General features: G+C 74.1%; 26 protein-coding genes and 1 tRNA gene. 23 read left to right on the top strand and 4 right to left on the bottom strand.

What is annotated here, in order from left to right; all coding sequences use genetic code 11:
- Positions 1 to 967 precede the first annotated feature (967 nt).
- The 9 genes from fdh to ACSNN7_RS05360 all read left to right on the top strand — a co-directional run bounded on the left by fdh (position 968) and on the right by ACSNN7_RS05360 (position 11552).
- Entirely contained in the window at positions 968 to 4258 is a 3291-nt protein-coding gene (gene fdh / locus ACSNN7_RS05400) for a formate dehydrogenase (protein ID WP_436679515.1), read from the top strand.
- Positions 4251 to 5348 carry a 4Fe-4S dicluster domain-containing protein gene (locus ACSNN7_RS05395; RefSeq protein ID WP_436679514.1) on the top strand — a complete coding sequence of 366 codons (1098 nt, stop codon included), beginning with the start codon at positions 4251 to 4253 and terminating at the stop codon, positions 5346 to 5348. Before fdh ends, ACSNN7_RS05395 begins: the two co-directional genes overlap by 8 nt.
- Positions 5345 to 6448, top strand: a complete 1104-nt coding sequence (gene nrfD, locus ACSNN7_RS05390; RefSeq protein WP_436679513.1) for an NrfD/PsrC family molybdoenzyme membrane anchor subunit — start codon at positions 5345 to 5347, stop codon at positions 6446 to 6448. Before ACSNN7_RS05395 ends, nrfD begins: the two co-directional genes overlap by 4 nt.
- Before the next feature lie 44 nt (positions 6449 to 6492).
- Positions 6493 to 6588, top strand: a tRNA-Sec gene (locus ACSNN7_RS05385).
- Positions 6589 to 6611: 23 nt separating this feature from the next.
- Complete coding sequence (gene selA / locus ACSNN7_RS05380; protein WP_436679512.1) at positions 6612 to 7916, top strand: L-seryl-tRNA(Sec) selenium transferase; 1305 nt, start codon at positions 6612 to 6614, stop codon at positions 7914 to 7916.
- A gap of 1 nt (position 7917) precedes the next feature.
- A complete protein-coding gene (gene selB, locus ACSNN7_RS05375) occupies positions 7918 to 9681 on the top strand; it encodes a selenocysteine-specific translation elongation factor (RefSeq protein WP_436679511.1) in 1764 nt (587 codons plus the stop codon).
- Between the two features lie 82 nt (positions 9682 to 9763).
- Positions 9764 to 9961, top strand: a complete 198-nt coding sequence (locus ACSNN7_RS05370; protein WP_109944258.1) for a hypothetical protein — start codon at positions 9764 to 9766, stop codon at positions 9959 to 9961.
- Positions 9962 to 10023: 62 nt separating this feature from the next.
- Positions 10024 to 11301 (top strand): hemolysin family protein, encoded by a 1278-nt coding sequence (locus tag ACSNN7_RS05365; RefSeq protein WP_436679510.1) that lies wholly within the window; start codon positions 10024 to 10026, stop codon positions 11299 to 11301.
- Between the two features lie 65 nt (positions 11302 to 11366).
- Positions 11367 to 11552 (top strand): hypothetical protein, encoded by a 186-nt coding sequence (locus tag ACSNN7_RS05360; RefSeq protein WP_334457823.1) that lies wholly within the window; start codon positions 11367 to 11369, stop codon positions 11550 to 11552.
- 3 nt (positions 11553 to 11555) lie between these two features.
- On the opposite strand, the gene ACSNN7_RS05355 is transcribed toward ACSNN7_RS05360, so the two are convergent.
- On the bottom strand, positions 11556 to 12209 hold the full coding sequence (locus ACSNN7_RS05355; protein WP_436679509.1) for a hypothetical protein: 654 nt from the start codon (positions 12207 to 12209) through the stop codon (positions 11556 to 11558).
- Between the two features lie 127 nt (positions 12210 to 12336).
- On the opposite strand from ACSNN7_RS05355, the gene ACSNN7_RS05350 reads away from it, so the two are divergent.
- Positions 12337 to 12549, top strand: a complete 213-nt coding sequence (locus ACSNN7_RS05350; protein ID WP_436679508.1) for a hypothetical protein — start codon at positions 12337 to 12339, stop codon at positions 12547 to 12549.
- Here the strand turns inward: ACSNN7_RS05350 and ACSNN7_RS05345 are convergent.
- The 3 genes from ACSNN7_RS05345 to ACSNN7_RS05335 all read right to left on the bottom strand — a co-directional run bounded on the left by ACSNN7_RS05345 (position 12546) and on the right by ACSNN7_RS05335 (position 14178).
- Entirely contained in the window at positions 12546 to 13022 is a 477-nt protein-coding gene (locus tag ACSNN7_RS05345; RefSeq protein ID WP_436679507.1) for a hypothetical protein, read from the bottom strand. The genes ACSNN7_RS05350 and ACSNN7_RS05345 overlap by 4 nt on opposite strands.
- Positions 13019 to 13225, bottom strand: coding sequence for a phosphatidylethanolamine-binding protein (locus ACSNN7_RS05340; protein ID WP_436679506.1), 207 nt, complete (start codon positions 13223 to 13225; stop codon positions 13019 to 13021). The genes ACSNN7_RS05345 and ACSNN7_RS05340 overlap by 4 nt, the downstream gene beginning before the upstream one ends.
- 71 nt (positions 13226 to 13296) lie before the next feature.
- Positions 13297 to 14178, bottom strand: coding sequence for a universal stress protein (locus ACSNN7_RS05335; protein ID WP_436679505.1), 882 nt, complete (start codon positions 14176 to 14178; stop codon positions 13297 to 13299).
- Between the two features lie 119 nt (positions 14179 to 14297).
- On the opposite strand from ACSNN7_RS05335, the gene ACSNN7_RS05330 reads away from it, so the two are divergent.
- From ACSNN7_RS05330 to ACSNN7_RS05270, 13 genes are all read left to right on the top strand, one after another.
- On the top strand, positions 14298 to 15044 hold the full coding sequence (locus ACSNN7_RS05330) for an SAM-dependent methyltransferase (RefSeq protein WP_436679504.1): 747 nt from the start codon (positions 14298 to 14300) through the stop codon (positions 15042 to 15044).
- 75 nt (positions 15045 to 15119) lie between these two features.
- Positions 15120 to 16298: a PP2C family protein-serine/threonine phosphatase gene (locus ACSNN7_RS05325; RefSeq protein ID WP_436679503.1), complete on the top strand. Its 1179-nt coding sequence runs from the start codon at positions 15120 to 15122 to the stop codon at positions 16296 to 16298.
- A 47-nt stretch (positions 16299 to 16345) separates the two neighbouring features.
- Entirely contained in the window at positions 16346 to 16813 is a 468-nt protein-coding gene (locus tag ACSNN7_RS05320; protein WP_436679502.1) for a MarR family transcriptional regulator, read from the top strand.
- Positions 16814 to 17112: 299 nt separating this feature from the next.
- Positions 17113 to 17745, top strand: coding sequence for a CDP-alcohol phosphatidyltransferase family protein (locus ACSNN7_RS05315; protein ID WP_436679501.1), 633 nt, complete (start codon positions 17113 to 17115; stop codon positions 17743 to 17745).
- A complete protein-coding gene (locus ACSNN7_RS05310) occupies positions 17742 to 18692 on the top strand; it encodes a DUF881 domain-containing protein (protein ID WP_436679500.1) in 951 nt (316 codons plus the stop codon). The genes ACSNN7_RS05315 and ACSNN7_RS05310 overlap by 4 nt, the downstream gene beginning before the upstream one ends.
- The gene (locus ACSNN7_RS05305; protein ID WP_067311500.1) at positions 18689 to 19021 is read left to right on the top strand and encodes a small basic family protein; all 333 of its coding nucleotides are present in this window, start codon (positions 18689 to 18691) and stop codon (positions 19019 to 19021) included. Before ACSNN7_RS05310 ends, ACSNN7_RS05305 begins: the two co-directional genes overlap by 4 nt.
- Positions 19022 to 19032: 11 nt before the next feature.
- Positions 19033 to 20016: a DUF881 domain-containing protein gene (locus tag ACSNN7_RS05300; RefSeq protein WP_436679499.1), complete on the top strand. Its 984-nt coding sequence runs from the start codon at positions 19033 to 19035 to the stop codon at positions 20014 to 20016.
- Positions 20017 to 20072: 56 nt separating this feature from the next.
- A complete protein-coding gene (gene gcvH / locus ACSNN7_RS05295) occupies positions 20073 to 20453 on the top strand; it encodes a glycine cleavage system protein GcvH (protein WP_436679498.1) in 381 nt (126 codons plus the stop codon).
- 217 nt (positions 20454 to 20670) lie between these two features.
- The gene (gene odhI / locus ACSNN7_RS05290) at positions 20671 to 21123 is read left to right on the top strand and encodes an oxoglutarate dehydrogenase inhibitor Odhl (protein WP_088962138.1); all 453 of its coding nucleotides are present in this window, start codon (positions 20671 to 20673) and stop codon (positions 21121 to 21123) included.
- Between the two features lie 50 nt (positions 21124 to 21173).
- On the top strand, positions 21174 to 21869 hold the full coding sequence (ftsR, locus tag ACSNN7_RS05285) for a transcriptional regulator FtsR (RefSeq protein ID WP_436679497.1): 696 nt from the start codon (positions 21174 to 21176) through the stop codon (positions 21867 to 21869).
- A 177-nt stretch (positions 21870 to 22046) separates the two neighbouring features.
- Positions 22047 to 22511, top strand: coding sequence for a bifunctional nuclease family protein (locus ACSNN7_RS05280; RefSeq protein ID WP_200214433.1), 465 nt, complete (start codon positions 22047 to 22049; stop codon positions 22509 to 22511).
- A gap of 200 nt (positions 22512 to 22711) precedes the next feature.
- Complete coding sequence (locus tag ACSNN7_RS05275; RefSeq protein WP_334457767.1) at positions 22712 to 23308, top strand: MerR family transcriptional regulator; 597 nt, start codon at positions 22712 to 22714, stop codon at positions 23306 to 23308.
- 429 nt (positions 23309 to 23737) lie between these two features.
- Complete coding sequence (locus ACSNN7_RS05270) at positions 23738 to 24940, top strand: nitric oxide synthase oxygenase (RefSeq protein ID WP_436679566.1); 1203 nt, start codon at positions 23738 to 23740, stop codon at positions 24938 to 24940.
- Positions 24941 to 24943: the final 3 nt, after the last annotated feature.

Here is a 24943-nt window from a genome sequence, read left to right as displayed (position 1 = left end):
GTTCGGACCGAACGGCAACTGTCCAAGTCTCCCGCCGACCACCCCGCCCACCCCGATGATCATGAAGTTGGCGGCAGTGGATAGAGATCAACATCGCCGCTAACTCCATGATCAACGAGAGTGCGGCGGGTGGGCGCGTGAGGCCGGCGCGGAAGTGACGCGGAAGTGGAGGGCACGGGGAGCGGAGGCGCAACCGCCAGCAGGAAGTGCGGGCGGGCGTGGCCGACCAGGATCGTGCGCCGGGCCGCCGGGAAGTGGGGGCAGAGGGCACGGCTTCACCGGCGAAGTGGAACACCATGGCTGTCTGCGGTCGCTGGAGACGTTTGTGGTGTTCCACTCGCCGCCGACGACGAGACGCCGCGTCCGGCTGCCGAGGCACCAACAGCCGAGGAGCCACACGCTCTGGGCCCACAGCCGACGCGCTCACGCCGCCCGAACCCGTAGCCGGCGCGCCCGCACCCTCCGAAGCCCAGCCGGCGCGCCCGCACCCTCTCAAGCCCAGCCGGCGCGCCCACAAGGCCTGGGCCCCGCAGCCGGCATGTCCACGTCCCAGTGGCCCGCTGCCGACGGCCTCACGCTGATAACCCGGCGAGCGAAGCGGGCTCACCCGCAACCGGCCAACCGGTGCCAACCCCACCCCAAGCACGGCGCCACAGCGGTGGTGGCGGTCACACGGGGTGGTGGAACAGGTGGGAGGGGTAGCCTGTTGAGTCAGGTGTCGGTGTGTCCAGTGTCCCCGGGCCTCACCTAAATTGCCTTCGCGGAATACCGTTCGGCTGGAGCCGCGTCGTGCCACTCGCCGAGAGGCGACCTGCACACCGACACCCCAGCGCCGCCCCCGACCCACCAGGGCGGGGGGGGGCGCTGTCTGCACCGGCGAAAGAGATCCGCTCGCTCCCCTCGCGGACGCCGCCGCGCTGCCCTATCTTCAGGGGGTCAGGAGCGTCCGGGAGGGGGTACGGGGAGCGTGGGCCTGCGTACCTTCATCGAGGGCTGGCCGGTCTACCGGCAGCTCACCGGCACCGACCCGCTGGGCCGGGGCGCCGCGGCGCAGTCCGGCCGCTCGGCTGAGCTGACCGCGCGCACCGAGACCGCGGACCGGGTGGCCCGCTCCGTCTGCCCGTACTGCGCGGTGGGTTGCGGGCAGCGGGTGTTCGTCGCCGACGGCCGGGTCACCCAGATCGAGGGCGACCCGGACAGCCCGATCTCCCGCGGCCGGCTCTGCCCCAAGGGCTCGGCCAGCAAGAGCCTGGTCACCAGCCCGCTGCGGCAGACCACGGTCCGCTACCGCCGGCCGTACGGCACGGAGTGGGAGGACCTGGAGCTCGACACCGCGCTCGACATGATCGCCGATCGGATCCTCGCCGCGCGCGAGGAGACCTGGGAGGACGTCGACAGCGAGGGCCGGCCGCTCAACCGGACGCTGGGCATCTCCAGCCTGGGCGGGGCGACGCTGGACAACGAGGAGAACTACCTCATCAAGAAGCTGTTCACGGCGATGGGGGCGCTCCAGATCGAGAACCAGGCCCGGATTTGACACTCCGCCACCGTCCCCGGTCTGGGGACCAGCTTCGGTCGCGGTGGCGCGACGGACTTCCAGCAGGACGTCGCCAACGCTGACGTCATCGTCATCCAGGGCTCGAACATGGCCGAGGCCCACCCGGTGGGCTTCCAGTGGGTGATGGAGGCCAAGCGGCGCGGCGCCAAGGTGTTCCACGTCGACCCCCGGTTCACCCGGACCAGCGCCGTGGCCGACACGTACCTGCCGATCCGCGCGGGCACCGACATCGCGCTGCTCGGCGGGGTGGTGCGCTACATCCTGGAGAACGAGCTCGACTTCCGGGAGTACGTGCTGGCGTACACGAACGCCGCCACCATCGTCAGCGAGCGCTACGTCGACGCCGAGGACGGTGACGGCTTCTTCTCCGGCTTCGACCCGGAGACCGGCAGCTACGTGCAGGACACCTGGCAGTACGCGGGCCACGAGGACTCCTCCGGCAGCGGGCACACCGCCAAGGAGCGGGACAGCGCGGCCGGGCTGCGCCACGAGTCGCACGGCGCGCAGGTCGCCGGTCAGGTGCCGCGCGACGAGACGTTGCAGCATCCGCGCTGCGTCTACCAGATCCTCAAGCGGCACTTCGCCCGCTACACGCCGGAGATGGTGGAGCGGGTCTGCGGCATCCCTCAGGAGAAGTTCCTGGAGCTGGCCCGCGCGTGGACGCAGAACTCCGGCCGGGAGCGCACCGGCGTGCTGATCTACTCCGTGGGCTGGACCCAGCACAGCGTCGGCGTGCAGTACATCCGCACCGGCGCGATCATCCAGCTGCTGCTGGGCAACATGGGCCGTCCCGGTGGCGGCATCCTGGCGCTGCGCGGGCACGCCAGCATCCAGGGCTCCACCGACATCCCGACGCTGTTCAACCTGCTCCCCGGCTACCTGCCGATGCCGCACCACGCCGACCACCCGAGTTTCGACGAGTGGGTGGACAGCATCCGGCACCCCGGGCAGAAGGGGTTCTGGGGCAACGCGCGGGCGTTCGGCGCGAGCCTGCTCAAGGCGTACTGGGGTGACGCGGCGACGCCGGAGAACGACTTCTGCTACGGCTACCTGCCCCGGATGACCGGCGACCACGGCAGCTACCAGCAGGTGTTGAACATGATCGACGGCAAGGTCAAGGGCTACTTCCTGCTCGGCCAGAACCCGGCGGTCGGCTCCGCGCACGGGCGCGCGCAGCGCCTGGGCATGGCGAACCTCGACTGGCTGGTGGTCCGCGACCTGTTCATGATCGAGAGCGCGACCTTCTGGCGGAACGGCCCGGAGGTGGCCACCGGCGAGATCGTGCCGGAGGAGTGCCGCACCGAGGTGTTCTTCCTGCCCGCCGCCTCGCACGTGGAGAAGGAGGGCACCTTCACCCAGACGCAGCGGCTGTTGCAGTGGCGGGAGAAGGCCGTCGACCCGCCGGGCGACGCCCGCTCCGAGCTGTGGTTCTTCTACCACCTGGGTCGCCGGCTGCGGCAGAAGCTGGCCGGCTCGGACCAGCCCCGGGACCGCGCGCTGCTCGACCTGGCCTGGGACTACCCCACGCACGGTCCGCACGCGGAGCCCAGCGCCGAGGCGGTGCTGCGCGAGATCAACGGGTACGACGTGGCGACCGGCCGCCCGCTGTCCGCCTTCGCCGAGGCGCGCGACGACGGCTCCACCGCCATCGGCTGCTGGATCTACACCGGCGTGTACGCCGACGGGGTCAACCAGGCCGCCCGCCGCCGGTCCCGGCACGAGCAGGACTGGGTGGCCGCCGAGTGGGGCTGGGCCTGGCCGGCGAACCGCCGCACCCTCTACAACCGCGCCTCGGCCGACCCGCAGGGCCGCCCCTGGAGCGAGCGGAAGCGCTACGTCTGGTGGGACTCCGAGGCCGGCGAGTGGACCGGCTACGACGTGCCGGACTTCGAGAAGACCAAGCCGCCGACGTACCGGCCGCCGCCGGGTGCGTCCGGGCCGGAGGGGATCGCCGGCGACGACCCGTTCGTCATGCAGCCCGACGGCAAGGGCTGGCTGTACGCGCCGAGCGGGGTGCTCGACGGTCCGCTGCCGACGCACTTCGAGCCGGCCGAGTCGCCGTTGCGCAACCCGCTCTACGGCCAGCAGGCCAACCCGACCCGGAAGGTCTACGCCCACCCGGTGAACTCGGTGAACCCGAGCCCGCCCGAGGAGCACAGCCAGGTCTTCCCGTACGTGTTCACGGTGAGCCGGCTGACCGAGCACCACACGGCCGGTGCGATGAGCCGGACGGTGCGGCCGCTGGCCGAGTTGCAGCCGGAGATGTTCGTGGAGGTGTCACCGGAGCTGGCCGGGGAGACCGGCCTGACCCATCTGGGCTGGGCGCACCTGATCAGCGGCCGGGCGGTGATCGAGGCGAAGGTGCTCGTCACCGACCGGCTCACCCCGCTGCGGGTGGACGGCCGGGTGATCCACCAGCTCTGGCTGCCGTACCACTTCGGGTTCGAGGGCCTGGTGACCGGCGACTCGGCCAACGACCTGTTCGGCATCACCCTGGACCCGAACGTGCTGATCCAGGAGAGCAAGGTCGGCACCTGTGACGTGCGGCCCGGGCGGCGCCCGACCGGGCCGGCCCTGCGGGACCTGGTTGCCGACTACCAGCGCCGGGCCGGGATCGTTCCGGGGCGGTCGACGCCCACGGTCACCGAGGGGGTACGCCCACCGGCACCCGGCGCGGGGGAGGATGGCGACGATGCCTGACGCCAACAGCCTCTACGGCCCCCTCGACCCCGCCCCGGACGCCGGCTGGACCGACGCCGGCCCCCGGATGGGCTTCTTCACCGACACCAGCGTCTGCATCGGCTGCAAGGCGTGCGAGGTGGCCTGCAAGGAGTGGAACGGGGTGCCGGACTCCGGCTTCGACCTGCTGGGCATGTCGTACGACAACACCGGCGCGCTGACCGCGAACTCGTGGCGGCACGTGGCCTTCATCGAGCAGCCCGTGCCGGCCGGGCACCGCACCCCGCCGTTCGCCGGGACCCCCACCGGCGGGCCGGTCGGCTCCGCCTCGGCGGCCGTCGCGGCCGGCATCGGCAACCCGACCGGCACCGACCCGGGCGTGCCGCCGGGCTCGCCGGCCGCCGCAGCGCGGATGGCCGACGGTCCGGCGGGTGCCGCGGCGGCGGGAACGGTCGACGCCGCCCCGGCGAACGGCACCGGCCAGTTCCTCGGCATGCCGGGCTCGCAACCGCCCGGCCGGTCGACCGGCGTCGAGGAGCGCACCGACTTCCGGTGGTTGATGATGTCGGATGTCTGCAAGCACTGCACCCACGCCGCCTGCCTGGACGTCTGCCCGACCGGATCGCTGTTCCGCACCGAGTTCGGCACCGTGGTGGTGCAGGAGGACATCTGCAACGGCTGCGGCTACTGCATCTCGGCCTGTCCGTACGGGGTGATCGACCAGCGCAAGGGCGACGGTCGGGCGTGGAAATGCACCCTCTGCTACGACCGCCTCGGCGCGGGCATGACGCCCGCCTGCGCGCAGGCCTGCCCCACCGAGTCCATCCAGTTCGGCCTGCTGGACGAGCTGCGGGACCGGGCCGCGCGGCGGGTCACCCAGCTGCACGAGCGGGGCGTACCGGAGGCCCGGCTCTACGGCCACGATCCCGCCGACGGCGTCGGCGGCGACGGCGCGTTCTTCCTGCTGCTCGACGAGCCGGAGGTGTACGGCCTGCCGCCGGACCCGGTGGTCACCACCCGCGACCTGCCGAAGATGTGGAAGCGGGCCGGGCTGGCCGCGCTGGCGATGACGGCGGCCGCCGTCGCGGCGTTCGTCGGAGGTTCGTCGTGAGTCCGGACCGCTTGCCCGTCGGCGCCCTGTTCCGCCGCTTCCGCGACCGGCTGGAGACGCCGGAGCCCGGTGGCCTCGCGCCGCACCCGCCCCGGGACGCCGTGCCGGTGGACCGCCGGGGTCGCCGTCGGCGGGGCGGGCGGGGCGGCGAGGAGCTGCGCGTCCCGGAGGCCGAGTTCACCTCCTACTACGGCCGGCCGATCCTCAAGGCGCCGGTGTGGCGGTGGGACATCGCCGCGTACCTGTTCACCGGGGGCCTGGCCGCCGGCTCGTCGCTGCTGGCCGCCGGCGGGCAGCTCACCGGCCGCCCGGCGCTGCGCCGCGCCGGCCGGGTCACCGCACTGGGCGCGGTCACCGCCAGCGCGTACTTCCTGATCCACGACCTGGGGCGGCCGTCGCGCTTCCACCACATGCTGCGGGTGGCGAAGCCGACCTCACCGATGTCGGTGGGCACCTGGATCCTGACCGCCTTCGGCCCGGCCGCCGGCCTCGCGGCGGTGGCCGAGGCGGCACCGTGGCTGCCCGAGCGGGGAGTGCTCGGGCTGGCCCGCCGGGTGCTGCCCCCGGCGGGGCAGGTCGCCGGGCTGACCGCCGCCGCCACCGCGCCGGCCCTGGCCACGTACACCGGGGTGCTGCTGGCCGGCACGGCGGTGCCGTCCTGGCACGAGGCGTACCCGCAGCTGCCGGTCATCTTCGCGGGCAGCGCGCTGGCCAGCGGCGCCGGCGTGGGGTTGATCGCCGCGCCGTGCGCCCAGGCCGGGCCGGCGCGGCGGATGGCGGTGGCCGGCGCGGCGCTGGAACTGGCCGGCTCGCACTCGGTGGAGACCCGGTTGGGGCTGCTCAGCGAGCCGTACCGGACGGGGCGGGCCGGTCGGTTGCTGCGCGCCGGGCGGGCGTTGACCGTCGCCGGGGTGGCCGGTGCGCTGGTCGGCCGGCGCAGCCGGGCGCTCTCCGCGCTCTCCGGCGCGGCGTTGCTCGCCGCGTCGGTGGCCACCCGGTTCGGCATCTTCCACGGTGGGGTCGCCTCGGCGCGCGATCCGAAGTACACGGTGGTGCCGCAGCGCGAGCGGGTGCGCCGGCGGGAGGCCGCCGAGGGCTGAGGCTCGCTGCGCGGCCCGCCGGGGGCTGTGGTTGACTCCTGGGCGGAGGCGTTCAGGAGGCTGGTGCCCCTCCCGGTCTTCAACACCGGTGTGGTCCGGGATCCGGGCCAGGCGGGTTCGATTCCCGTCCGTCTCCGCCAGAGAACTCCAGGAGATGACGCGCATGGGCCAGGTGCCGGCGGACCCACGACGGCGGGTGCCGCGCACCGACGCTCTGCTCGCCGACCCGCGCCTGGCCGCGGCCGCCGCCACCCTCGGCCGGGACCGGGTCAAGGCCGCCGTGAGCCGCGCCCAGCAGCGCGCCCGCCGCGGCGAGATCACCCCCGAACAGGTACGCGACGACGCCCTCGCCGCGCTGCCCGCGCCGACGCCCCGCGCGGTGCTCAACGCCACCGGCGTCGTGCTGCACACCAACCTCGGCCGGGCACCGCTGTCGGCCGCCGCCGTCGAGGCGGTCGTGGCCGCCGCCGGGCACACCGACGTGGAACTGGACCTGCGTACCGGCCGGCGGGCCCGGCGGGGGCGCGACGCCCTCGACGCGCTCGCCGCGGCGGTGCCCGACGCGGCGGCCGTGCACGTGGTCAACAACGGCGCCGCCGCGTTGGTGCTCGCCGCCACCGCCCTCGCCGCCGGCGCGGAGATCGTGGTCAGCCGGGGCGAGCTGGTGGAGATCGGCGACGGGTTCCGCCTGCCCGACCTGCTGGAGAGCACCGGCGCGCGGCTGCGCGAGGTCGGCACCACCAACCGCACCACCCTGGCCGACTACGCCGCGGCGATCGGCCCGCGCACCGGTTTCGTGCTGAAGGTGCACCCGTCGAACTTCCTCGTCACCGGCTTCACCTCCGCCGTCCCGGTCCGCGCGCTGGCCACCCTCGGCGTGCCGGTGGTGGCCGACATCGGCTCCGGGCTGCTCACGCCGGACCCGCTGCTGCCCGACGAGCCGGACGCCGCTACCACGCTGCGGGCCGGAGCGGCGCTGGTCACCGCCAGCGGCGACAAGCTCCTCGGCGGGCCGCAGGCCGGGCTGCTGCTCGGCGACGCCGACCTGGTCGAGCGGCTGCGCCGGCACCCGCTGGCCCGGGCGTTGCGGGTCGACAAGCTGACCCTGGCCGCCCTGGCGGCCACCCTGCACGGCCCGGACACCCCGACCCGGGCCGCCCTGCACGCCGACCCCGCCGCGCTGCGCGAGCGCGTCGAACGGTTGCGCGACGCGCTCGGTGCCGAGGGCTGCAAGGCCGAGGTGGTGCCGAGCAGTGCCGTGGTCGGCGGTGGCGGGGCGCCCGGCGTCGCGCTGGACTCGTGGGCGCTGAGCCTGCCGGAGGCGTACGCCGGGCCGCTGCGCCTCGGCGCGCCGCCGGTGCTCGGCCGGGTGCTGCGCGGTCGGCTCCTGCTGGACCTGCGCTGCGTGCCCGCCGCCGCCGACGGCGCCCTGCGCGACGCGGTGCTGCGCGTGGCGGCGGCCGGCTGAGATGTACGTCGTCGCCACCGCCGGCCACGTCGACCACGGCAAGTCGACCCTGGTGCGGGCGCTGACCGGGATGGAACCCGACCGGTGGGCCGAGGAGCGCCGCCGGGGGATGACCATCGACCTCGGCTTCGCCTGGACCACCCTGCCCGCCGGCGGCACGGTCGCCTTCGTCGACGTGCCCGGCCACGAGCGCTTCGTACCGAACATGCTCGCCGGGGTCGGGCCCGTCCCGGCCGCGCTGGTGGTGGTCGCCGCCGACGAAGGGTGGATGCCGCAGTCCGCCGAGCACCTGGCCGCGCTGCACGCGCTCGGGGTGTCGTACGGCCTGCTGGCGGTGACCCGCGCGGACCTGGCGGACCCGGGGCCCGCGCTGTGGCAGGCCCGGGCGGAGATCGCCGCCACCAGCCTCGGCGCGGTGGAGGCGGTGCCGGTCAGCGCGGTCACCGGCGCCGGGCTGCCCGAGCTGCGCGCCGCCCTGGACCGGCTGGCCGCCCGCCTGCCGGCGCCCGCCCCGGACGCGCCGGTGCGGCTCTGGGTGGACCGGTCGTTCACCGTCCGGGGCAGCGGCACCGTGGTGACCGGCACCCTCGGCGGCGGCGGGCTGCGCGTCGGTGACCAGTTGGAGCTGGCCGCCACCGGTGAACCGGTCCGGGTCCGTGGCCTGCACTGCCTCGGCGCCGCCCGGGAGCGGGTGGACGCGGTGGCCCGGGTCGCGGTGAACCTGCGGGGCGTGCCGAAGGACCGGGTGGCCCGCGGCGACGCGCTGCTCACCCCCGGCCGGTTCCACCGCACCGACCTGCTCGACGTGCGGCTGGCCGGCGACCCGGCCGCCGACCTGCCCGCCACCCTCACCCTGCACGTCGGCTCGGCCGCCGTGCCGGCCCGGGTCCGCCCGCTGGGCGCGGACACCGTCCGGCTGCGGCTGGCCCGGCCCCTGCCGCTGCTGGTCGGCGACCGGGCGCTGCTGCGCGACCCCGGCCGGCACCACGTCAGCGGCGGGGTGACGGTGCTGGACGTGGCCCCGCCGCTGCTGCGCCGCCGCGGTGCCGCCGCGGCCCGGGCGGCCGTCCTGGCCGGCCTCGACGGACGGCCCGACCTCGCCGGGGAGCTGCGCCGCCGGGCACTGGTCCGCGCCGGTGAGCTGACCCGGATGGGGGTGCCGGTCACCGCCGCCCCGGTCGCCGGGGACTGGCTCGCCGACCCGGAGCACTGGCGGGGGCTCGCCACCCGGCTGGCCGAGGAGACCACCCGGTACGCGCGCGAGCACCCCCTCGAACCGGGCGTTCCGGTGGAGGTGCTGCGCCGACGCCTCGACCTGCCCGACCGCGCGCTGGTCGAGGCCCTGGTCCGCCCGCCGCTGTCGCTGCGCGCCGGCCGGGTCACCGCCGCCGGGGCCGATCCGCTGCCCGCACCGGTGGCCCGGGCCGTGCAGCGGGTCCGCGCCGAGTACGCCGAGCACCCGTTCCGCGCTCCCGAGGCGGGCCGCCTCGCCACCCTCGGCCTGGGCCCCCGGGAGATCGGCGCGGCGGTGCGCGCCGGGGCGCTGCTGCGGCTGGCCGAGAACGTGGTGCTGCTGCCCGGCGCGGTCGACGACGCGGTACGCGTGCTGGCCCGCCTGCCGCAGCCGTTCACCCTCAGCGCCGCCCGGCAGGCGCTGGACACCACCCGCCGGGTCGCGGTGCCGCTGCTGGAACTGCTGGATCGCCGGGGCGCCACCCGCCGGCTGCCCGACGACGCCCGCGAGGTGGTCGGCCCGCCGTCCTGACCGCGATCCGGTCCCGGCGCAGACGGCCCGGCTGTCGGCGAAGCCGCACCGGGGCGGGTACCGGGTCGCCTACCGTGACGCCATGGACCCATCGGCGGTCTGGCGGGACAAGAACCACCGCTGGCGGATCGAGGCGTACCGGGCGCCGGACCTGCGGTTCGCCATCTTCGCCACCAACGGCACCACCGAGTCGGCGCCGCTGTGGCTCTTCGGCATGGCCGCGCTGGCCCGCTGGCTGATGACCCACGCCATCTCCCTGGACGACCTGGAAAACGACTGACCCGACCTCCCCGTCGGCGCCGCTGCGGTTGAGTAGGGGCCAGGGTGGCGGGAGGGGGTGGCATGCTCGGGCAGCTCGCGCTGGTGGCCGTGCTGGTGCTGATCAACGCCGCCCTCTCCGGCAGCGAGATGGCGCTGGTGACGTTGCGGGAGGCGCAGCTGCGCCAGCTGGGCCGCTCCGGCCGGGCCGGGGCGCGGCTGGCCCGGCTGGCCCGGGAACCGAACCGCTACCTGGCCACCATCCAGCTCGGCATCACCCTCGCCGGGTTCCTCGCCTCGGCGGCGGCGGCCGTGTCGCTGGCCCAGCCGTTGATCGGGCCGCTGGGGTTCCTCGGCGGCGCCGCCCGGCCGGTGGCCGTGGTGCTGGTGACCGTGGTGCTCACCTTCGTCACCCTGGTGGTCGGGGAGCTGGCCCCGAAGCGGCTGGCGATGCAGTGGGCGGAACGCTGGGCGTTGCTGAGCGCGTCGCCGCTGGACCTGCTGGCCCGGGTGTCCCGCCCGGCGGTCTGGCTACTCAGCCGCGCCACCGACCTGCTGGTCCGGCTCGCCGGTGGGGACCCCCGGGCGCGGCGGCAGGAAGTGACCGAGGAGGAGCTGCGGGAGATGCTGGTCAGCCAGCGGGGGCTGTCGGCGCAGCAGCGGGAGATCCTCGCCGGGGCGTTCGACATCGCCGGCCGTACCCTGCGGGAGATCCTGGTCCCCCGGCGGGACGTGACCGTGCTGCCCGCCGCGCTCCCGGCGGCCGAGGCGATGCGCCGGATGGCCGCCACCGGGCGGTCCCGCGCCCCGGTCGTCGGGCCGGGCGGGCTGGACGACGTCCGGGGCCTGGTGCACATCCGCGACCTGGTCGACGGCGACGGCGACACCGCCGGCGGGCGGGCCCGCCCGCCGCTGCTGCTGCCCGGCACCCTGCCGGTCGCCGACGCCATGCGCCAGCTGCGGCAGCGCCACGAACAGCTCGCCCTGGTGGTCGACGAGTACGGCGGCATCGACGGCCTGATCACCATGGAGGACCTGCTGGAGGAGGTGGTCGGCGAGCTGTACGACGAGACCGACCGGGACGTCTCCGGGGTGGTCCGGGAGCCGGACGGTGCGCTGCTGCTGCCCGGCGACTTCCCGCTGCACGACCTGGGCGACGTGGGGGTGCGGTTGATGTTCCCGCTGCCGCGCGACTACACCACCGTGGCGGGGCTGGTGCTGGCCGGGCTGGGCCGGCTGCCCGACGGGCCGGGGGAGACGGTACGGCTGCCCGGGCTCACCGTCGAGGTGGTCGAGGTGGGCCACCGGGCGGTACGCCGGGTCCGGTTGCGCGGCCCGGCGGCCGGCTGCCGGACGGAGTGACCCGGACGGGGTAACGCCCGCGAAAACCCCCGTGGGGGTCCGGAACCGGTCGTACCGTGCGAGACGTGAAGGACCGAGGGATGCGGACGTTCCTGGCGGTGCTCGCCGGGCTGGCGGTGGTCTACTTCGGCGCGACCGGAAGCAGTGCCGACGGGGAGGGCGGGATCTCCGGCGGCGTGGTGCTGCTCGCCCTGGCGGCGGCCCTGCTGGTGTGGCACCTGACCAAGCCGGGCGACAAGCCGGCCAAGTAGCGCTCAGCGTGCCGCCGCGGTGCGGCTGACCTCGCCCGCGGACTCCTCGCCCAGGGCCACCCGGACCAGCGCCGAGGCGAGCCGGCCGAAGTCGGCCTCGCCGACCAGGCCGGCCAGGCCGCGCGGGTTCGCCGGCAGGCCCAGCTGCTTCGCCCCGCTCAGGGTCCGCCGGTCGGCGTACGGGCGCACGTCCGGCCAGACCGCCTGCGCCTCGCGCAGGAAGATGTCCGCCCCGGTCGGGCCGATGCCGGGGAACTCCGTGAGCAGCCGGCGCAGCGCGGTCGGCTGCCCGCCCGCCTCCCGGTGCAGCCGGCGCAGGTCACCGTGCCATCGATCCAGGCACAGCCGCGCGCCGGTGCCGAGCATCGTCGCGGTCCGCTCGTCGTACCGGCGGTAGTGCCCGCGTCCCAGCGCGTCGACCCGCTCCTGCCAGCCGGCCGCCTCCATGGCCTGCGGAGTGCGCCAGCCGGCGGCGAAGAGTTCCCGCGCGGCGGCGAGCGCCACCCCGGCCCGGATCCGGGTGCTCAGCAACGTGGCCAGCACCAGCAGCTGGTACAGCGGCCCCGGCCGGTCGGTCAGCCGGATGCCGGCCTCCTCGGCGTAGGTGCGTCCCTGTCGCTCCAGCAGTGCCCGGGCCACCCGTCGGTCGTCCCCCATCACCGTGCAGTACCCCGTCGGGGGCGGATCAGCCAGGCCGCCGCCGGTCGAATGTGCTCCACGGCGATGGGTAAGCCGAGGGAGTGCGCGACCCGTCGGCCGTGCACCCCGTCGGAAGGAGAGACCCGTGGTGAACCCGCAGCAGATGGAGTTCCGCCGCAACGCCAAGGGCGCGACCAGTCAGGACAGCCGGAAGACCGCCATCGACTCGGGCGGGCATCCGCAGCACAAGGGCACGTCCAACGCGGACGTGGGACGGCCGGTGCCGAAGGGGCAGGTGTCGCCGTACGGCCCGGCCGGTGAGCCGGTCGCCGAGGACGAGAGCGACGACCGGGGCTAACGGCCTCGGGTGGAGGGCGGTCGCAGCCGGTTGAAGGTGGCTGCGGCCGCCATTCCGTACGCCAGGTGCGGCACGATGTCCGCCAGCCAGTCCGACCGCCGCCAGGTGCGGGGGTCGCTGATGCGCAGCGCGACCAGCGAACCGTCGGTGGTGGCCATGACCGCGCCGCCGAGCAGCACCCCGGCGAGCAGCAGCGGCAGCCGGCGGGTGCCGGCGAGCGCGCCGAAGACCGCACCGGCGCCCGTGCCGAGGCCGTACCCGAGGACGGCCCCGAGGCCCGAGCGGCGGTTGGCCGCCCGGTCCTCGGGGCCCAGGTCCACGTGCGTGCGGTCGGCCAGCCGCCGAATGGTCTCCTCCGGAGTGCTGCTGGCTGGCCGGGCCCGGACCGCCATGTCCAGGTAGCCGACCGTGTTCAGCGCGGCGCTGCCCACCGCACCGGCGATCGCACCGTCCAGCAGGCCGGAGGCCCTCACTTCGGATCGCCGGGTTCGCGCTCACCCTTCGGGCCGTACGTCCGCTCACCGCGGACCACGCCCGTCTGGCCGCGATCCTCCTGCAGGATCCGGTTCGCGACCTGGTTGGCCTCCTGGTCCGCCGCCCGTCCCGACTGTTCGATCAGGTCGCGCAGGCGTGCCCGTGCCTTGTCGTACGCGTTGCTTCCCGGCCGTCCTGGCATCGCCGCCTCCTCGGTCGCTTCACCGCGTGCCGTACCCGCGCCGTCTACCCGTCTGCCGGCGGGTCAACCGCTCACTCCGGGGTACGCACCACGGCCACCGGGCAGGCGCTGTGGTGCAGCACTCCGTGGCTCACCGAGCCGAGCAGCAGCCCGGCCAGCTCTCCGAGCCCCCGGCCCCCGACGACCACCAGCAGCGCCCGGCGCGACGCGGCGGTGAGCGCGGCGACCGGCCGCTCGCGCACCACCTCCCGGGTCACGGGCAGTCCCGGGTGACGCTCCTCGATGCCGGCGAGGGACTGGGCGAGCACCTGGTCCTCCTCGTCGTGCAGCTTCGACTCCTGGTAGACCAGCGGCTGCATGTCGCCGGGCCCGTCCGAGTGGGGGTGGCGGTAGGCGTGCACGGCGTGCAACGCGGCGCCCCTCAGGGCGGCCTGCTCCGCGGCGAACTCCACGGCCGCCCGGGACGCCGGCGAGCCGTCCACCCCGACCACCACCGGGCCGTCGGCGTGTTCCTCGCCCCGGGCCACCAGCACCGGGCAGTCGGCGTACGTGGCGACCTGCACCGCCACGGAGCCGATCACCAGCGCGCCGAACCCGCCCAGCCCCCGGTCGCCGAGCACGACCAGCGCGGCGGTGGGGGTCTCGCCGAGCAGCACCGCCGACGCCTCGCCGTCGATGATCTCGCCGGTCACCCGGATGCCGGGTTCGGCCGCCTCCGCCTCGGCGACCGCGCGGGCGACCAGGTCCTCCGCCTGGTGGCGCAACCCGCCGCCGGGCGGGGCGTCGGTGACCGGCTCCACCGGCACCCGCAGCAGCGGCCAGATGAAGCCGTGCACCACCCGCAGCGGCCGGCGTCGGCGGGCCGCCTCCGCCGCCGCGAGCCGGACGGCGCGCAGCGCCGGTTCCGAGCCGTCCACGCCCACCACGACCGCCGCGCCGTTCGCCGAGTTCACCGCCGCGCACCTCCCGCTCGGGCCCAGTATCGCGGCCCGGGGACTGTCGCCGGGGCGATACCGCCACGGCGGTCGCCTCGCTACGCTGTCGCCCGACCCGCTGGAAGGGAGCGCCGTCGATGGCCGAGCCGGAGCAGCCGAGCACCGCCCGCATGATCGACTTCTGGTTGGGCGGTGAGCACCACTTCCCGGTGGACGTGGCGGCGGCCCGGGCCTTCGAGGAGGCGTACGGGCCGTGCGCGGCGATCTTCCAGGACCTGCGGGCCTTCCTCGGCCGCGCGGTGGCCGCCGTCGCCGAGGCCGGGGTCGACGGTTTCCTCGTCCTCGGGGCGGGCCTGCCCACCCGGGGCAACGTGCACGAGGTGGCCACCTCCGCCACGGTGCTCTACACCGACGTCGACCCGGTCACCGTCCGGCTCGGGCAGCGGATCCTGGCCGGTAGCGACCGCGCGGGCTACGGCTACGGCGACGCCACCGACCTCGGCACCCTCGACCCGGCCCAGCTGCACCGCTTCGTGCCGGGCTGGGGGCGCAGGCCGGTCGGCGTGGTCTTCCTCGGCCTGGCCGCCTTCCTCGACGACGAGACGCTGGCCCGCACCCTCGACGAGCTCTACGATGCGGTGGCCCCGGGCAGCTTCCTCGCCTTCGACTTCGACAGCGAGGAGCTGGCCGCGTACCCGCAGGCGCTGGCCATGATGGGCCCGCAGTTCCGGATGCGCGCCCCGGCGTCGTTCGCCCCGCTGCTCGGCCGGTGGGTGCCGACCGCCGACGGCATCGTGCCGGTGGCCCGGTGGCGGCCGCGGGGTGAGCCGGCCGCGGTGCCGGACGCGTTCCACGGCGGGCTGGCCGGCAAGCCCGCCGACTGACCGGCCGCTGCGCCGCCCCGGCCGGCCCTCCGTATGATGCTTGCCCTACAGCAAGAATGTGTCGGAAGGACGAACATGCCGGACGTGTCCGCGGCGGTGTCCCGTGCGCTGCGCGCGGCCCCACCGGACCAACTGGTGGAGGCCACCGACCGGGTCCTCCGGTCGAGCCTCGCCGCCTCGCGCACCGACGTCTTCCTGGCCGACTACCGGATCAGCGGGCTCTCGCCGGTCCTCGACGCGGAGCTGCCCGACGCGGGTTTCCTGGGCTGCCAGGGCGTCGCCCAGCGCTGCTTCAGCAGCCAGCAGCCGGTGCTGGACGCCCGCGACGACGGGCACTGCCGGGTCTGGGTGCCACTGACGGCCTGGGGGGAGCGGCTCGGGGTCCTGCTGGTCGAGCTGTCCGGCCCGGCGGCCCCGGAGACGGTGGCCGGGATCGGCGAGGTCGCCGGCGAACTGGCCACCGCGCTGCGGGCGGCCGACCGGGACACCGACCGGTACCGCCGGGCCCGGCGGCGGGAACGGCTGAGCATGGCCGCCGAGATGCAGTGGGACCTGCTGCCCGGGCGCAGCGTCCGGCACCAGGCGTTCCTGCTGGCGGGGCAGCTGGAACCGGCGTACGGGGTCGGCGGTGACCACTTCGACTGGTCCGTCGACGGCGACCGGCTCACGCTGACGGTGCTCAACGGCACCGGCACGGGGATGGCCGCGGCCCTGCTGACGGCGTTGACGGTCAACGCCATGCGCAACGCCCGGCGCTCCGGCGGCGGGCTGGTGGAGCAGGCGGAGCTCGCCTCGGACACCATCCACTACCAGCACCGGGGGAGCCGGCACGTCGCGACCTTGCTGCTCAGCGTGGACACCGATTCCGGCCGGGTACGCGCCGTGGACGCCGGCTCGCCGCACCTGCTGCGGGTACGCGGTGGCACGGTGACCCCGATCGAGCTGGACCGGCAGCTGCCCCTGGGCATGTTCGCCGAGACGCGCTACGACGTGCAGGAGTTCGACCTGGAGCCGGGGGACCGCCTCTTCGTGGTCAGCGACGGCGTCTACGCCGCGCAGCCCGGCGGCCAGGAGCCGTACGGGGAGCGGGCGATGGCGCGTTCGATGCGGTCCACACGGTTGCAGCCGGCCACCGAGGCGGTTGGTACCGTCATGCGCGAACTGTTCGCCTACCACGCCGACACGGACCTGGGCGACGACGCCGTCGTCGTCTGCCTGGACTGGGTCGGGGCCAGTGGCCGGGGCGAGCGGTAACCGAGCCGGCAGCCAGGTACGAGCGGACCGATCGCAGGGGGCACCGGGTGGAGCGAGCTGCGAATCTCGCCGCGGCGATCGACGCCGCCGCCGAGGCGCTCATCGGTGTGCTCGACTCCGCCACGTCACGGCACCACGTCACCGTCCCGCCGACCCAGCTGCGGGTGCTGGCCCTGATCAGCGCGCGGCCGGACACCAACGTGAACCGGCTGGCGGAGCTGCTCGACGTCGTACCCTCCTCGGCCAGCCGGCTCTGTGACCGGCTGGAGGCCACCGGTCTGCTGCGGCGGGTGGCCGACCCGCGCGACCGGCGGGAGGTCCGGCTGGTGCCCACCGCGGCGGCCGAGACCCTGCTGCGGGAGCTGAAGGAGCGGCGCCACCAGGCCGTGCAGACCGTCCTGGACCGGATGCCGCCACGGGCGCAGAACGACCTGTTGCTGGCGCTGCTGGCCTTCGCCCAGGCGGTGGAGGCCGGCACGACGACGCAGCCCGACGCCACCGCCCGCACCGCCTGACCCGTTCCGCCGCGACAGCGGCCTCCCACCGGCACTCCACTAGTGTCCTAGGATGCCCTACGCGTGGTGACGCACCGCACAACAGACACCCCACGAGGACAGAGACGCGAGGCCCCAGGGCCGATACGTGAGCCCGATATAGTGGCAACTCGCCGGCCCGCGACCACCACGTCCGGAGCGGCAGCAGGGGAGGCCCCGGGCCCGGGGCCACCGAGGCGCCGGCGCTGGCCGGCCCGTCAGCGCGCACGCCCGCCGAGGCGCCCGGGAGGCGTCCGGTCCGTGCTGCGGAGGGAGGTTCGGTGTCGCGTCGGCCGGCTCGGGCAGAGCATTCGCAGGGCACGGGCGGCGCCGCCGTCGGTGACCGGGTGCTGACCCTGCCGAACCTGATCAGCTTCGTCCGGCTGCTCGGCGTCCCGCTCTTCCTCTACCTCTTCCTGGTCCTGGAGGCCGACGTCGCGGCGATCGTGGTGCTGGCCATCGGCGGCACCACCGACTGGGTGGACGGCTGGATCGCCCGGCGGCTCGGGCAGGTCAGCCGCCTCGGCGAGCTGCTCGACCCGTTCGCCGACCGGCTCTACATCCTCGCCACGCTGCTCGCCTTCACCGCGCGCGAGGTGGTGCCGTGGCAGTTCACGGCCGCCCTGCTGGCCCGGGAGCTGCTGCTGGTCGGCTCGCTGGCGGTGCTGCGCCGGCACGGGTACGGCCCGCCGCCGGTGCACTACGTGGGCAAGACGGCCACCTTCCTGCTGCTCGCCGCCTTCCCGATCCTGCTGGTGGCGACGGCCTCGGAGTCCGCCGCCACCGCCGTCGGGGCGATCGGCTGGGGCCTGGCCTGGTGGGGTCTGGTGCTCTACTGGGTGGCCGGGGCGATGTACGTGGTGCAGGCCGCCCGCCTGGTCCGGTCCGTGCGGGCCGGGGGAGCGCGCGCATGAGCACGCCGCCGGACTCCGGTGGGCGCCCCACCCGGGCGTTCACCCCGGACTTCCTCACCGAACTGTTCCGCAACCCGCTGGACCCGGGGTACGCCGACGCGGCGGCCCGGCGCCGGGAGTCGCCGCCCCCGGCGGGGTGGCGGGGCGCTTCCACGCGCGCGGTGAGCATCGTGGTGCTCGCGGTCGTCGGGTTCCTGTTCGCGGTGGCGTACCGGGAGACGATGGCGGACGAGCCGAGCCGCAGTCAGGCGCGCGCCGGCCTGATCGCGCAGATCAAGCAGCGGGAGAGCGAGACCGACCAGATGACCGCCCGGGCGGACCGGTTGCGTGAGGAGGTCGGCCGGCAGCGCGACGCCGCGCTGAGCGGTTCGCAGGCGGCGCGGTTGCGCAACCTGGAGGCGGGGACCGGGCTGGGCCGGGTGCGGGGCGACGGTGTGGTGGTGCGCCTGGCCGACGCGCAGCCGAAGGACGACGACGCGGTCTCCGGTGACTCGGACACGGGTCCGCCGCGGGTGATCTACACCGACCTGCAGAAGGTCGCCAACGACCTGTGGGCCTCGGGGGCGGAGGCGGTGGCGATCAACGGGCAGCGGTTGACGGCGACGTCGACGATCCGGTCGGCGGGGGCGGCGATCCTGGTGGACTTCCGGCCGGTGACGAGCCCGTACGAGGTGACGGCGATCGGGCCGGGTTCGATGCGGGACAGGTTCGACGAGAGCCGGGCGGCGTATCTGATGCGGCGGGTGGCGAAGGACACCGGCCTGTCGTTCGAGGTCCGCGAGGCGGACGACCTCACCCTGCCGGCCGCGCCGGAGCCGCGGCTACGCTACGCGCAGCCTTCGGTCAGTCCGAGCCCGTCGCCGTCGGGGTCGGTCACCGGCCGTACGTCCAGTCCCGGGCCGTCCGGTCCGGGTACCTCTCCCCGCCCCTCCGGAGGTGTCCGATGATCGCGGTGCTGGCGCTGCTCGCCGGTGTGGTTCTCGGGATCTACCTGGATCCGACCGTGCCCGCCGCGTTGCAGCCGTATCTGCCGATCGCGGTGGTGGCCGCGCTCGACGCGGTGTTCGGTGGGGTGCGGGCGAAGCTGGACCGGATCTTCGACGACAAGCAGTTCGTGGTGTCGTTCATCTCGAACGTGCTGGTGGCGGGTCTGATCGTGTACCTGGGGGACCAGCTGGGGGTGGGCGGTCAGCTCTCCACCGGTGTGGTGGTCGTGCTCGGGGTGCGCATCTTCGGAAACGTGGCGGCGATCCGTCGCCACCTGTTCCGGGCGTAGGTTGATGGGTGATGAGCGACGAGCAGCGGGACACCGGGACGGGTTGGCCGCAACCGACGGAGCCGCACCGTCCGTCCGGGCCGGCGGGTGAGCCGGATCCGCGGCCGGACGCCCCGGATCCGGACGAGTTGAGTCCGTTGGTGCCTCCGGTGTCGGAGCCGGAGCGGCAGGAGCCGCCGGCGCCGGCGGTGGACGAGCCGCCGGCGTCTGCGCCGGAGGAGGAGGCCACGACCCAGCGGATCGGGGCCGCCCCGGACGAGGGCGACCCGGAGCCGGTCGCGGCGGCGCCGGCGGGCCGGCGGTGGACCTCCGCCGGGGTGATGATCGCGGTGTTGCTGGCGCTGCTCGGGTTCACCCTGGTGGTGCAGTTCAAGACGACGTCGACGGATCCGACGCTGGCGGCGACCCGGCAGGAGGACCTGGTCCGGATCTTCTCGGATCTGGATTCCCGGGAGAAGCGGCTGCAGCAGGACATCGAGGCGCTGGAGGAGAGCCAGCGGCAGCTGCGTTCGGGTGAGCAGGGCCGGCAGGCGGCGCTGGACGAGGCGCGGCGGCGGGCGGACGAGCTGGGGATCCTGGCGGGGACGTTGCCGGCGCGGGGTCCGGGGCTGAGTGTGGAGTTCCGGCCGGGGGCGGGCAAGCCGATCCGGGCGGACCGGATCCTGGACGCGGTGCAGGAGTTGCGGGGCGCGGGCGCGGAGGCGATGCAGATCTCCGGTGGTGGCGGGTCGCCGGTGCGGATCATCGCGTCGACGTACTTCCAGGACGGGTCGGGCGGGTCGTTGGTGGTGGACGGGCGGCAGATGTCGGGTCCGTTCACGATCACGGTGATCGGTGATCCGAAGACGATGGAGACGGCGCTGAAGATTCCGGGCGGGGTGGCCGCATCGGTTGCGGGTGACGGCGGTACCGTGAACGTTGAGGAGCGTGGGGTTGCCGAGGTTTCGGCGCTGCACGAGCCGATGAAGCTGGAACACGCCCGTCCGGTCTCCTGACCGGCGCGGCCGCGTCGGATCACCTCCGGCGCACCGATGGATGAAGGACGCGTCTGGTGATTCCTGAGGATCTGCGTTACACCGCCGAGCACGAGTGGGTGGTCGGCGCCGACGGCGGCACGCTCCGCGTCGGCATCACCCACTTCGCGCAGGACGCGTTGGGTGACATCGTGTTCGTCCAGTTGCCCGACGAGGGCGCGGTGGTGGCGGCCGGTGAGCCGCTGGGTGAGATCGAGTCGACCAAGAGCGTGTCGGAGATCTACGCCCCGGTGAGCGGGACGGTGGCGGCGCGGAACGAGGCGCTGGGCGACACGCCCGAGGTGATCAACACGGACCCGTACGGTGCGGGTTGGCTGTTGGAGATCACGCCGGATGATCCGTCCGCGCTGGACGGGTTGCTGTCCGCTGACGCGTACCGCGAGCTCACCGAGAGCTGAGTGTTGCCTTGGCCGGGCGTGTGGATGTTTCCGCGCGTCCGGTTGCCCTGCATTTCGGCGCTGGCTAGGCTCGCCCAGTCGACCGAGAACCCCAATAGTTGAGCGTTGTGTAATTGCCTTCCCTGGCACGGGGAGCCAGCCGCCGGGTGTGCGACTGCCCGGCGGCCAGACCCGCCATTACCCCGACGCTGACCGAACAGATCCGTGAGGTGGTCCCATGACGCGCCCAGGCGACGAGTTCCCCCCGCTCGACGTCACTTCGACGCTCAATCTCGGTTCGTTGGACGAAGTGCTGGAGGGCCCGGACACCGATGTGGTGCCGAGCCGGATGTCCGGCTCGTTGCCGCCGGGAATGGCGCTGCTGGTGGTTCGTCGTGGCCCGAACGCGGGTGCGCGGTTCCTGCTGGATCACGACGTGACCACGAGTGGGCGGCACCCGGACAGTGACATCTTCCTGGACGACGTGACGGTGTCGCGGCGGCACGCGGAGTTCCACCGTGACGGTGGCACGTTCACGGTGCGGGACGTGGGCAGCCTGAACGGCACGTACGTGAACCGGGAGCGGGTCGAGGCGGCCACGTTGAGCAATGGTGACGAGGTGCAGATCGGTAAGTTCCGGGTGGTGTTCATCGCCGGTCCGCGCCCGGAGGAGGAGGCCGGCCGGGGGTGAATGAGCCTGCGGCTTCCACGCCCCCCGGGGCGGCTCGTGCACACCCGCTGATGAGTATCGGCGAGGTGCTGGGGCAGTTGCGGGTGGATTTCCCGGACGTCACCATCTCGAAGTTGCGGTTCCTCGAGGCCGAGGGTCTGGTGGAGCCGCAGCGGACGGCGGCGGGTTACCGGAAGTACAGCTGGGACGACGTGGCCCGGCTGCGGTTCGTGTTGACCGCGCAGCGGGACCAGTATCTGCCGTTGCGGGTGATCCGTGACCAGTTGGCCGAGTGGGACGCCGGTGACGGGCCGGGCCGGCAGCGGCCGACGTTGGTGGCGGTGGGTCCCGGTGGTGAGGTGCCGGGCCGGCCGGTGGAGGAGCCCGAGCCGTCGCAGGTGCGGCTCGGGCGTGCCGAGCTGGTGGCGCACAGTGGTGTCGACGAGTCGACGTTGGGCGAGTTGGAGCGGCTGGGTGTCCTGGTGTCGGATCCGCCGGGCTGGTACGACGCGGATGCGTTGATCATCGCGCGGGCGGTGGCGGGTCTGGCGGCGTACGGGTTGGAGCCGCGGCACCTGCGGGCGTACCGGTCGTCGGCGGATCGTGAGGTCGGTCTGTTCGCGCAGTTGGTGGCGCCGTTGGCGCGGCAGAGTGATCCGGCGGCGCGGGCGCGGGCGGCGGAGACGGCGCGGGAGTTGATGGCGTTGTCGCAGCAGTTGCATGCCGCGTTGGTGCGGGTGGGGTTGCGGTCGACGTTGGGTCGGTGAGCGGGCCGTCGAGGTGCCGTGCGGAAAGATCTGCCCCGGGAAGCGTGTCGTAGGCTTGCCGGGGTAACCCTTTTCTGGCGCGGGCGTGGGGCTGGTGCGCATGGGACGACCGTGTCGCGGTCCGTGTACCGTGCAGGAAAGGCGCGGTGCGTAGGTGACGACGACACGGAGGCGGCGGTGCGCGAGCTGAGCGTGGTCGGAGTTCGGGTGGAGCTGCCGAGCAACCAGCCGATCGTCCTGCTCAGGGAGGTCGAGGGCGACCGCTATCTGCCGATCTGGATCGGTGCGGTGGAGGCCACGGCGATCGCCTACGAGCAGCAGGGGGTCAAGCCGGCCCGGCCGTTGACGCATGATCTGTTGCGCGACGTGCTGGCGGCGTTGAAGGCGCCGTTGCGGGCGGTGGAGATCACCGAGTTGAAGGAGAACGTCTTCTACGCCGATCTGTTGATCGGGGACGGCGTGCGGGTGTCGGCCCGGCCGAGCGATTCGATCGCGTTGGCGTTGCGGGTGGGTGCTCCGATTCGTTGTGCCGAGCAGGTCCTCAGCGAGGCGGGGATCGTGATTCCCGACGAGCAGGAGGACGAGGTGGAGAAGTTCCGCGAGTTCCTGGACCAGGTGCGTCCGGAGGATTTCGCCGGCTGAGGGCCGAGCCCCGGTCATCTCTGTCGGGAGCGTCACGGTGAGTGACGCTCCGTGTCTGTGCGGTGCTGTGCGCTGTCGCTGCACGGCGTGTCGCGACCGTTCCTGCGCGGTAACCCCTCAGCCCGGCGATAGGGTTGCCGTGTCGAGGGGTGCACGTCCCGGAAACGACGTGTCACCGCACTGACGGGGAGGTTGTCGGGATGCACGAGCCGCGGGATCCTGAGCCAGGTGTGGAGCGGGGCGAGCCGGGTGTGGTGTCGTCGCCGGTGGGCACGGACGGTGACGGTTCGGTCGGTTACCGGGGTGTGACGGCCTGCCACGCGGTGGGGATCAGCTACCGGCAGTTGGACTACTGGGCGCGGACGGCGCTGGTGGTGCCGAGTGTGCGGGACGCGTCGGGGTCGGGGACGCAGCGGTTGTACTCGTTCCGCGACCTGGTGGTGTTGAAGGTCGTGAAGCGCCTGCTGGACGCCGGGGTGTCCCTGCAGAACATCCGTAAGGCGATCGAGGCGTTGCGGTCGCGCGGGGTGGAGGACCTGGCGGGGATCACGCTGATCTCGGACGGCACGACGGTGTACGAGTGCCGGTCGCCGGAGGAGGTGGTCGACCTGTTGCAGGGCGGCCAGGGCGTGTTCGGCATCGCGATCGGTGGGGCGTTCAAGGAGATCCAGGGGTCGTTGTCGCACCTGCCGGCGGAGCCGGCGACGTCGGGTGGCGGGGACGAGCCCGCGGAGCCGGCGTCCGATGTGGTGGGTGACGAGCTCGCGGCGCGCCGGGCGCGTCGCCGGGCGGGCTGACAGCGGGTATTGACGGGGCGCCGCGGCCGGTGACGGGGCGCGGCGTCTCCCGCTGCGCCCATCCCGTGGGCGGTGCATCGACGGGGGTCGTCTCGTGGGTGCGGGCCGGTCGGGTTGTGCGGTAAGGGCGGCCGGTGGGGAGTGTCCGCTGTGTACGTTCCCGTATGAAGTCGGCTTGTTGACAGTTGTGGTGTTCCCAGGAATCCTGTCCAGGGCGCTCACCAAGGGCACCAACTGGTCACTCTGGGTGACGGTCTGGTGGGTGGTGCCGAGCTGATGTGTGGGGGGCGGCGCGAGGGTCGCGTCGGGGCCTGCCAGAGGACGGGGAAACGAGCCGAAGTGCACACTGACCACCATGTCGGCGTCCGTTCCGTACGGGCCGGCGGTGCCGTCGCCGACCATCCGGCGGCCGGTTGCCCGGTCACCGGGATGCCGGCGCGCCGGGAGCCGATGGACGCCGGCGTCGCCGTGGAGCGCGCCGAGGACGTCGCGGCGGAGGCGGCGGAGTTCCTGGAGCTGTACCACGGTGAGCGGCGCCTGCCGGGGCTCGCCGCGCGGCTGGCGGAGGTCCGCGAGGAGATCGCGTTGACCGGGTCGTACCGGCACACCCGCGACGAGCTGGTGTACGGGGCGAAGGTGGCGTGGCGGCACTCGGTGCGGTGTGTGGGCCGGATCCGGTGGGCGGGGTTGAAGGTCCGCGACCGGCGGCACGTCACGACGGCGGCGGGGATCGCGCAGGAGCTGGCGGCGCATCTGGCGGCCGGGGACAACGGTGGCCGGATCCAGTCGGTGGTGACGGTGTTCGCGCCGGACCGGCCGGGGGTGGGGCCGCGCGCGCGGATCTGGAACGACCAGCTGATCCGCTACTGCGGGCACCGGCGTGACGACGGCTCGGTGCTGGGTGACCCGGCGCAGGTGGGGATGACGGAGGCGGCCCGGCGGCTGGGCTGGCGGCCGCCGCCGGTGCCGGGCCGCTTCGACCTGCTGCCGTGGGTGATCGAGACGGCGCAGGAGGAGCCCACGGTGGTCGACGTGCCGCGGGAGCTGGTCCGGGAGGTGGCGCTGTCGCATCCGGAGCATCCGTGGTTCGCGGATCTGATGCTGCGCTGGCACGCCCTGCCGGTGATCAGCAACATGCGGCTGCGTATCGGTGGGGTCGACTACAGCTGCGCGCCGTTCAACGGCCACTACCTGGGTGACGAGATCGGCACCCGGAACATGGGCGACCGGGAGCGTTACGACCAGCTGCGGGTGGTGGCGGCCGGGTTGGGTCTGGACACCAGCCGGGAGGACACCCTGTGGCGTGAGCACGCGGTCCTGGTGATCAACCAGGCGGTGCTGCACTCGTTCCGGCTGGCGGGGGTGCGGGTGTCGGATCCGCACACCGAGTCGGAGCTGTTCATGAAGTTCTGCGCGCAGGAGGAGCGGGCGGGACGACCGGTGCACGGTGACTGGTCGTGGCTCAACGGCAGTGTCGGGTGGGCGGCGTTGCACGCGGTGCATCACCGCTACTACGACACCCGGGTGCCGAACCCGAACATCTGGCCGACGGAGCGGGTGTACGACCCGAGTGGCGTGGTGAAGACGACGCTGCGGGAGCGTCACGACACGGCCCGCGCGCAGGAGGACTGACGA

The organism is Micromonospora sp. URMC 105 (assembly GCF_051386295.1).
Taxonomy (GTDB): Bacteria; Actinomycetota; Actinomycetes; order Mycobacteriales; family Micromonosporaceae; genus Micromonospora.
This window is presented reverse-complemented; position numbering and strand designations above follow the sequence as displayed.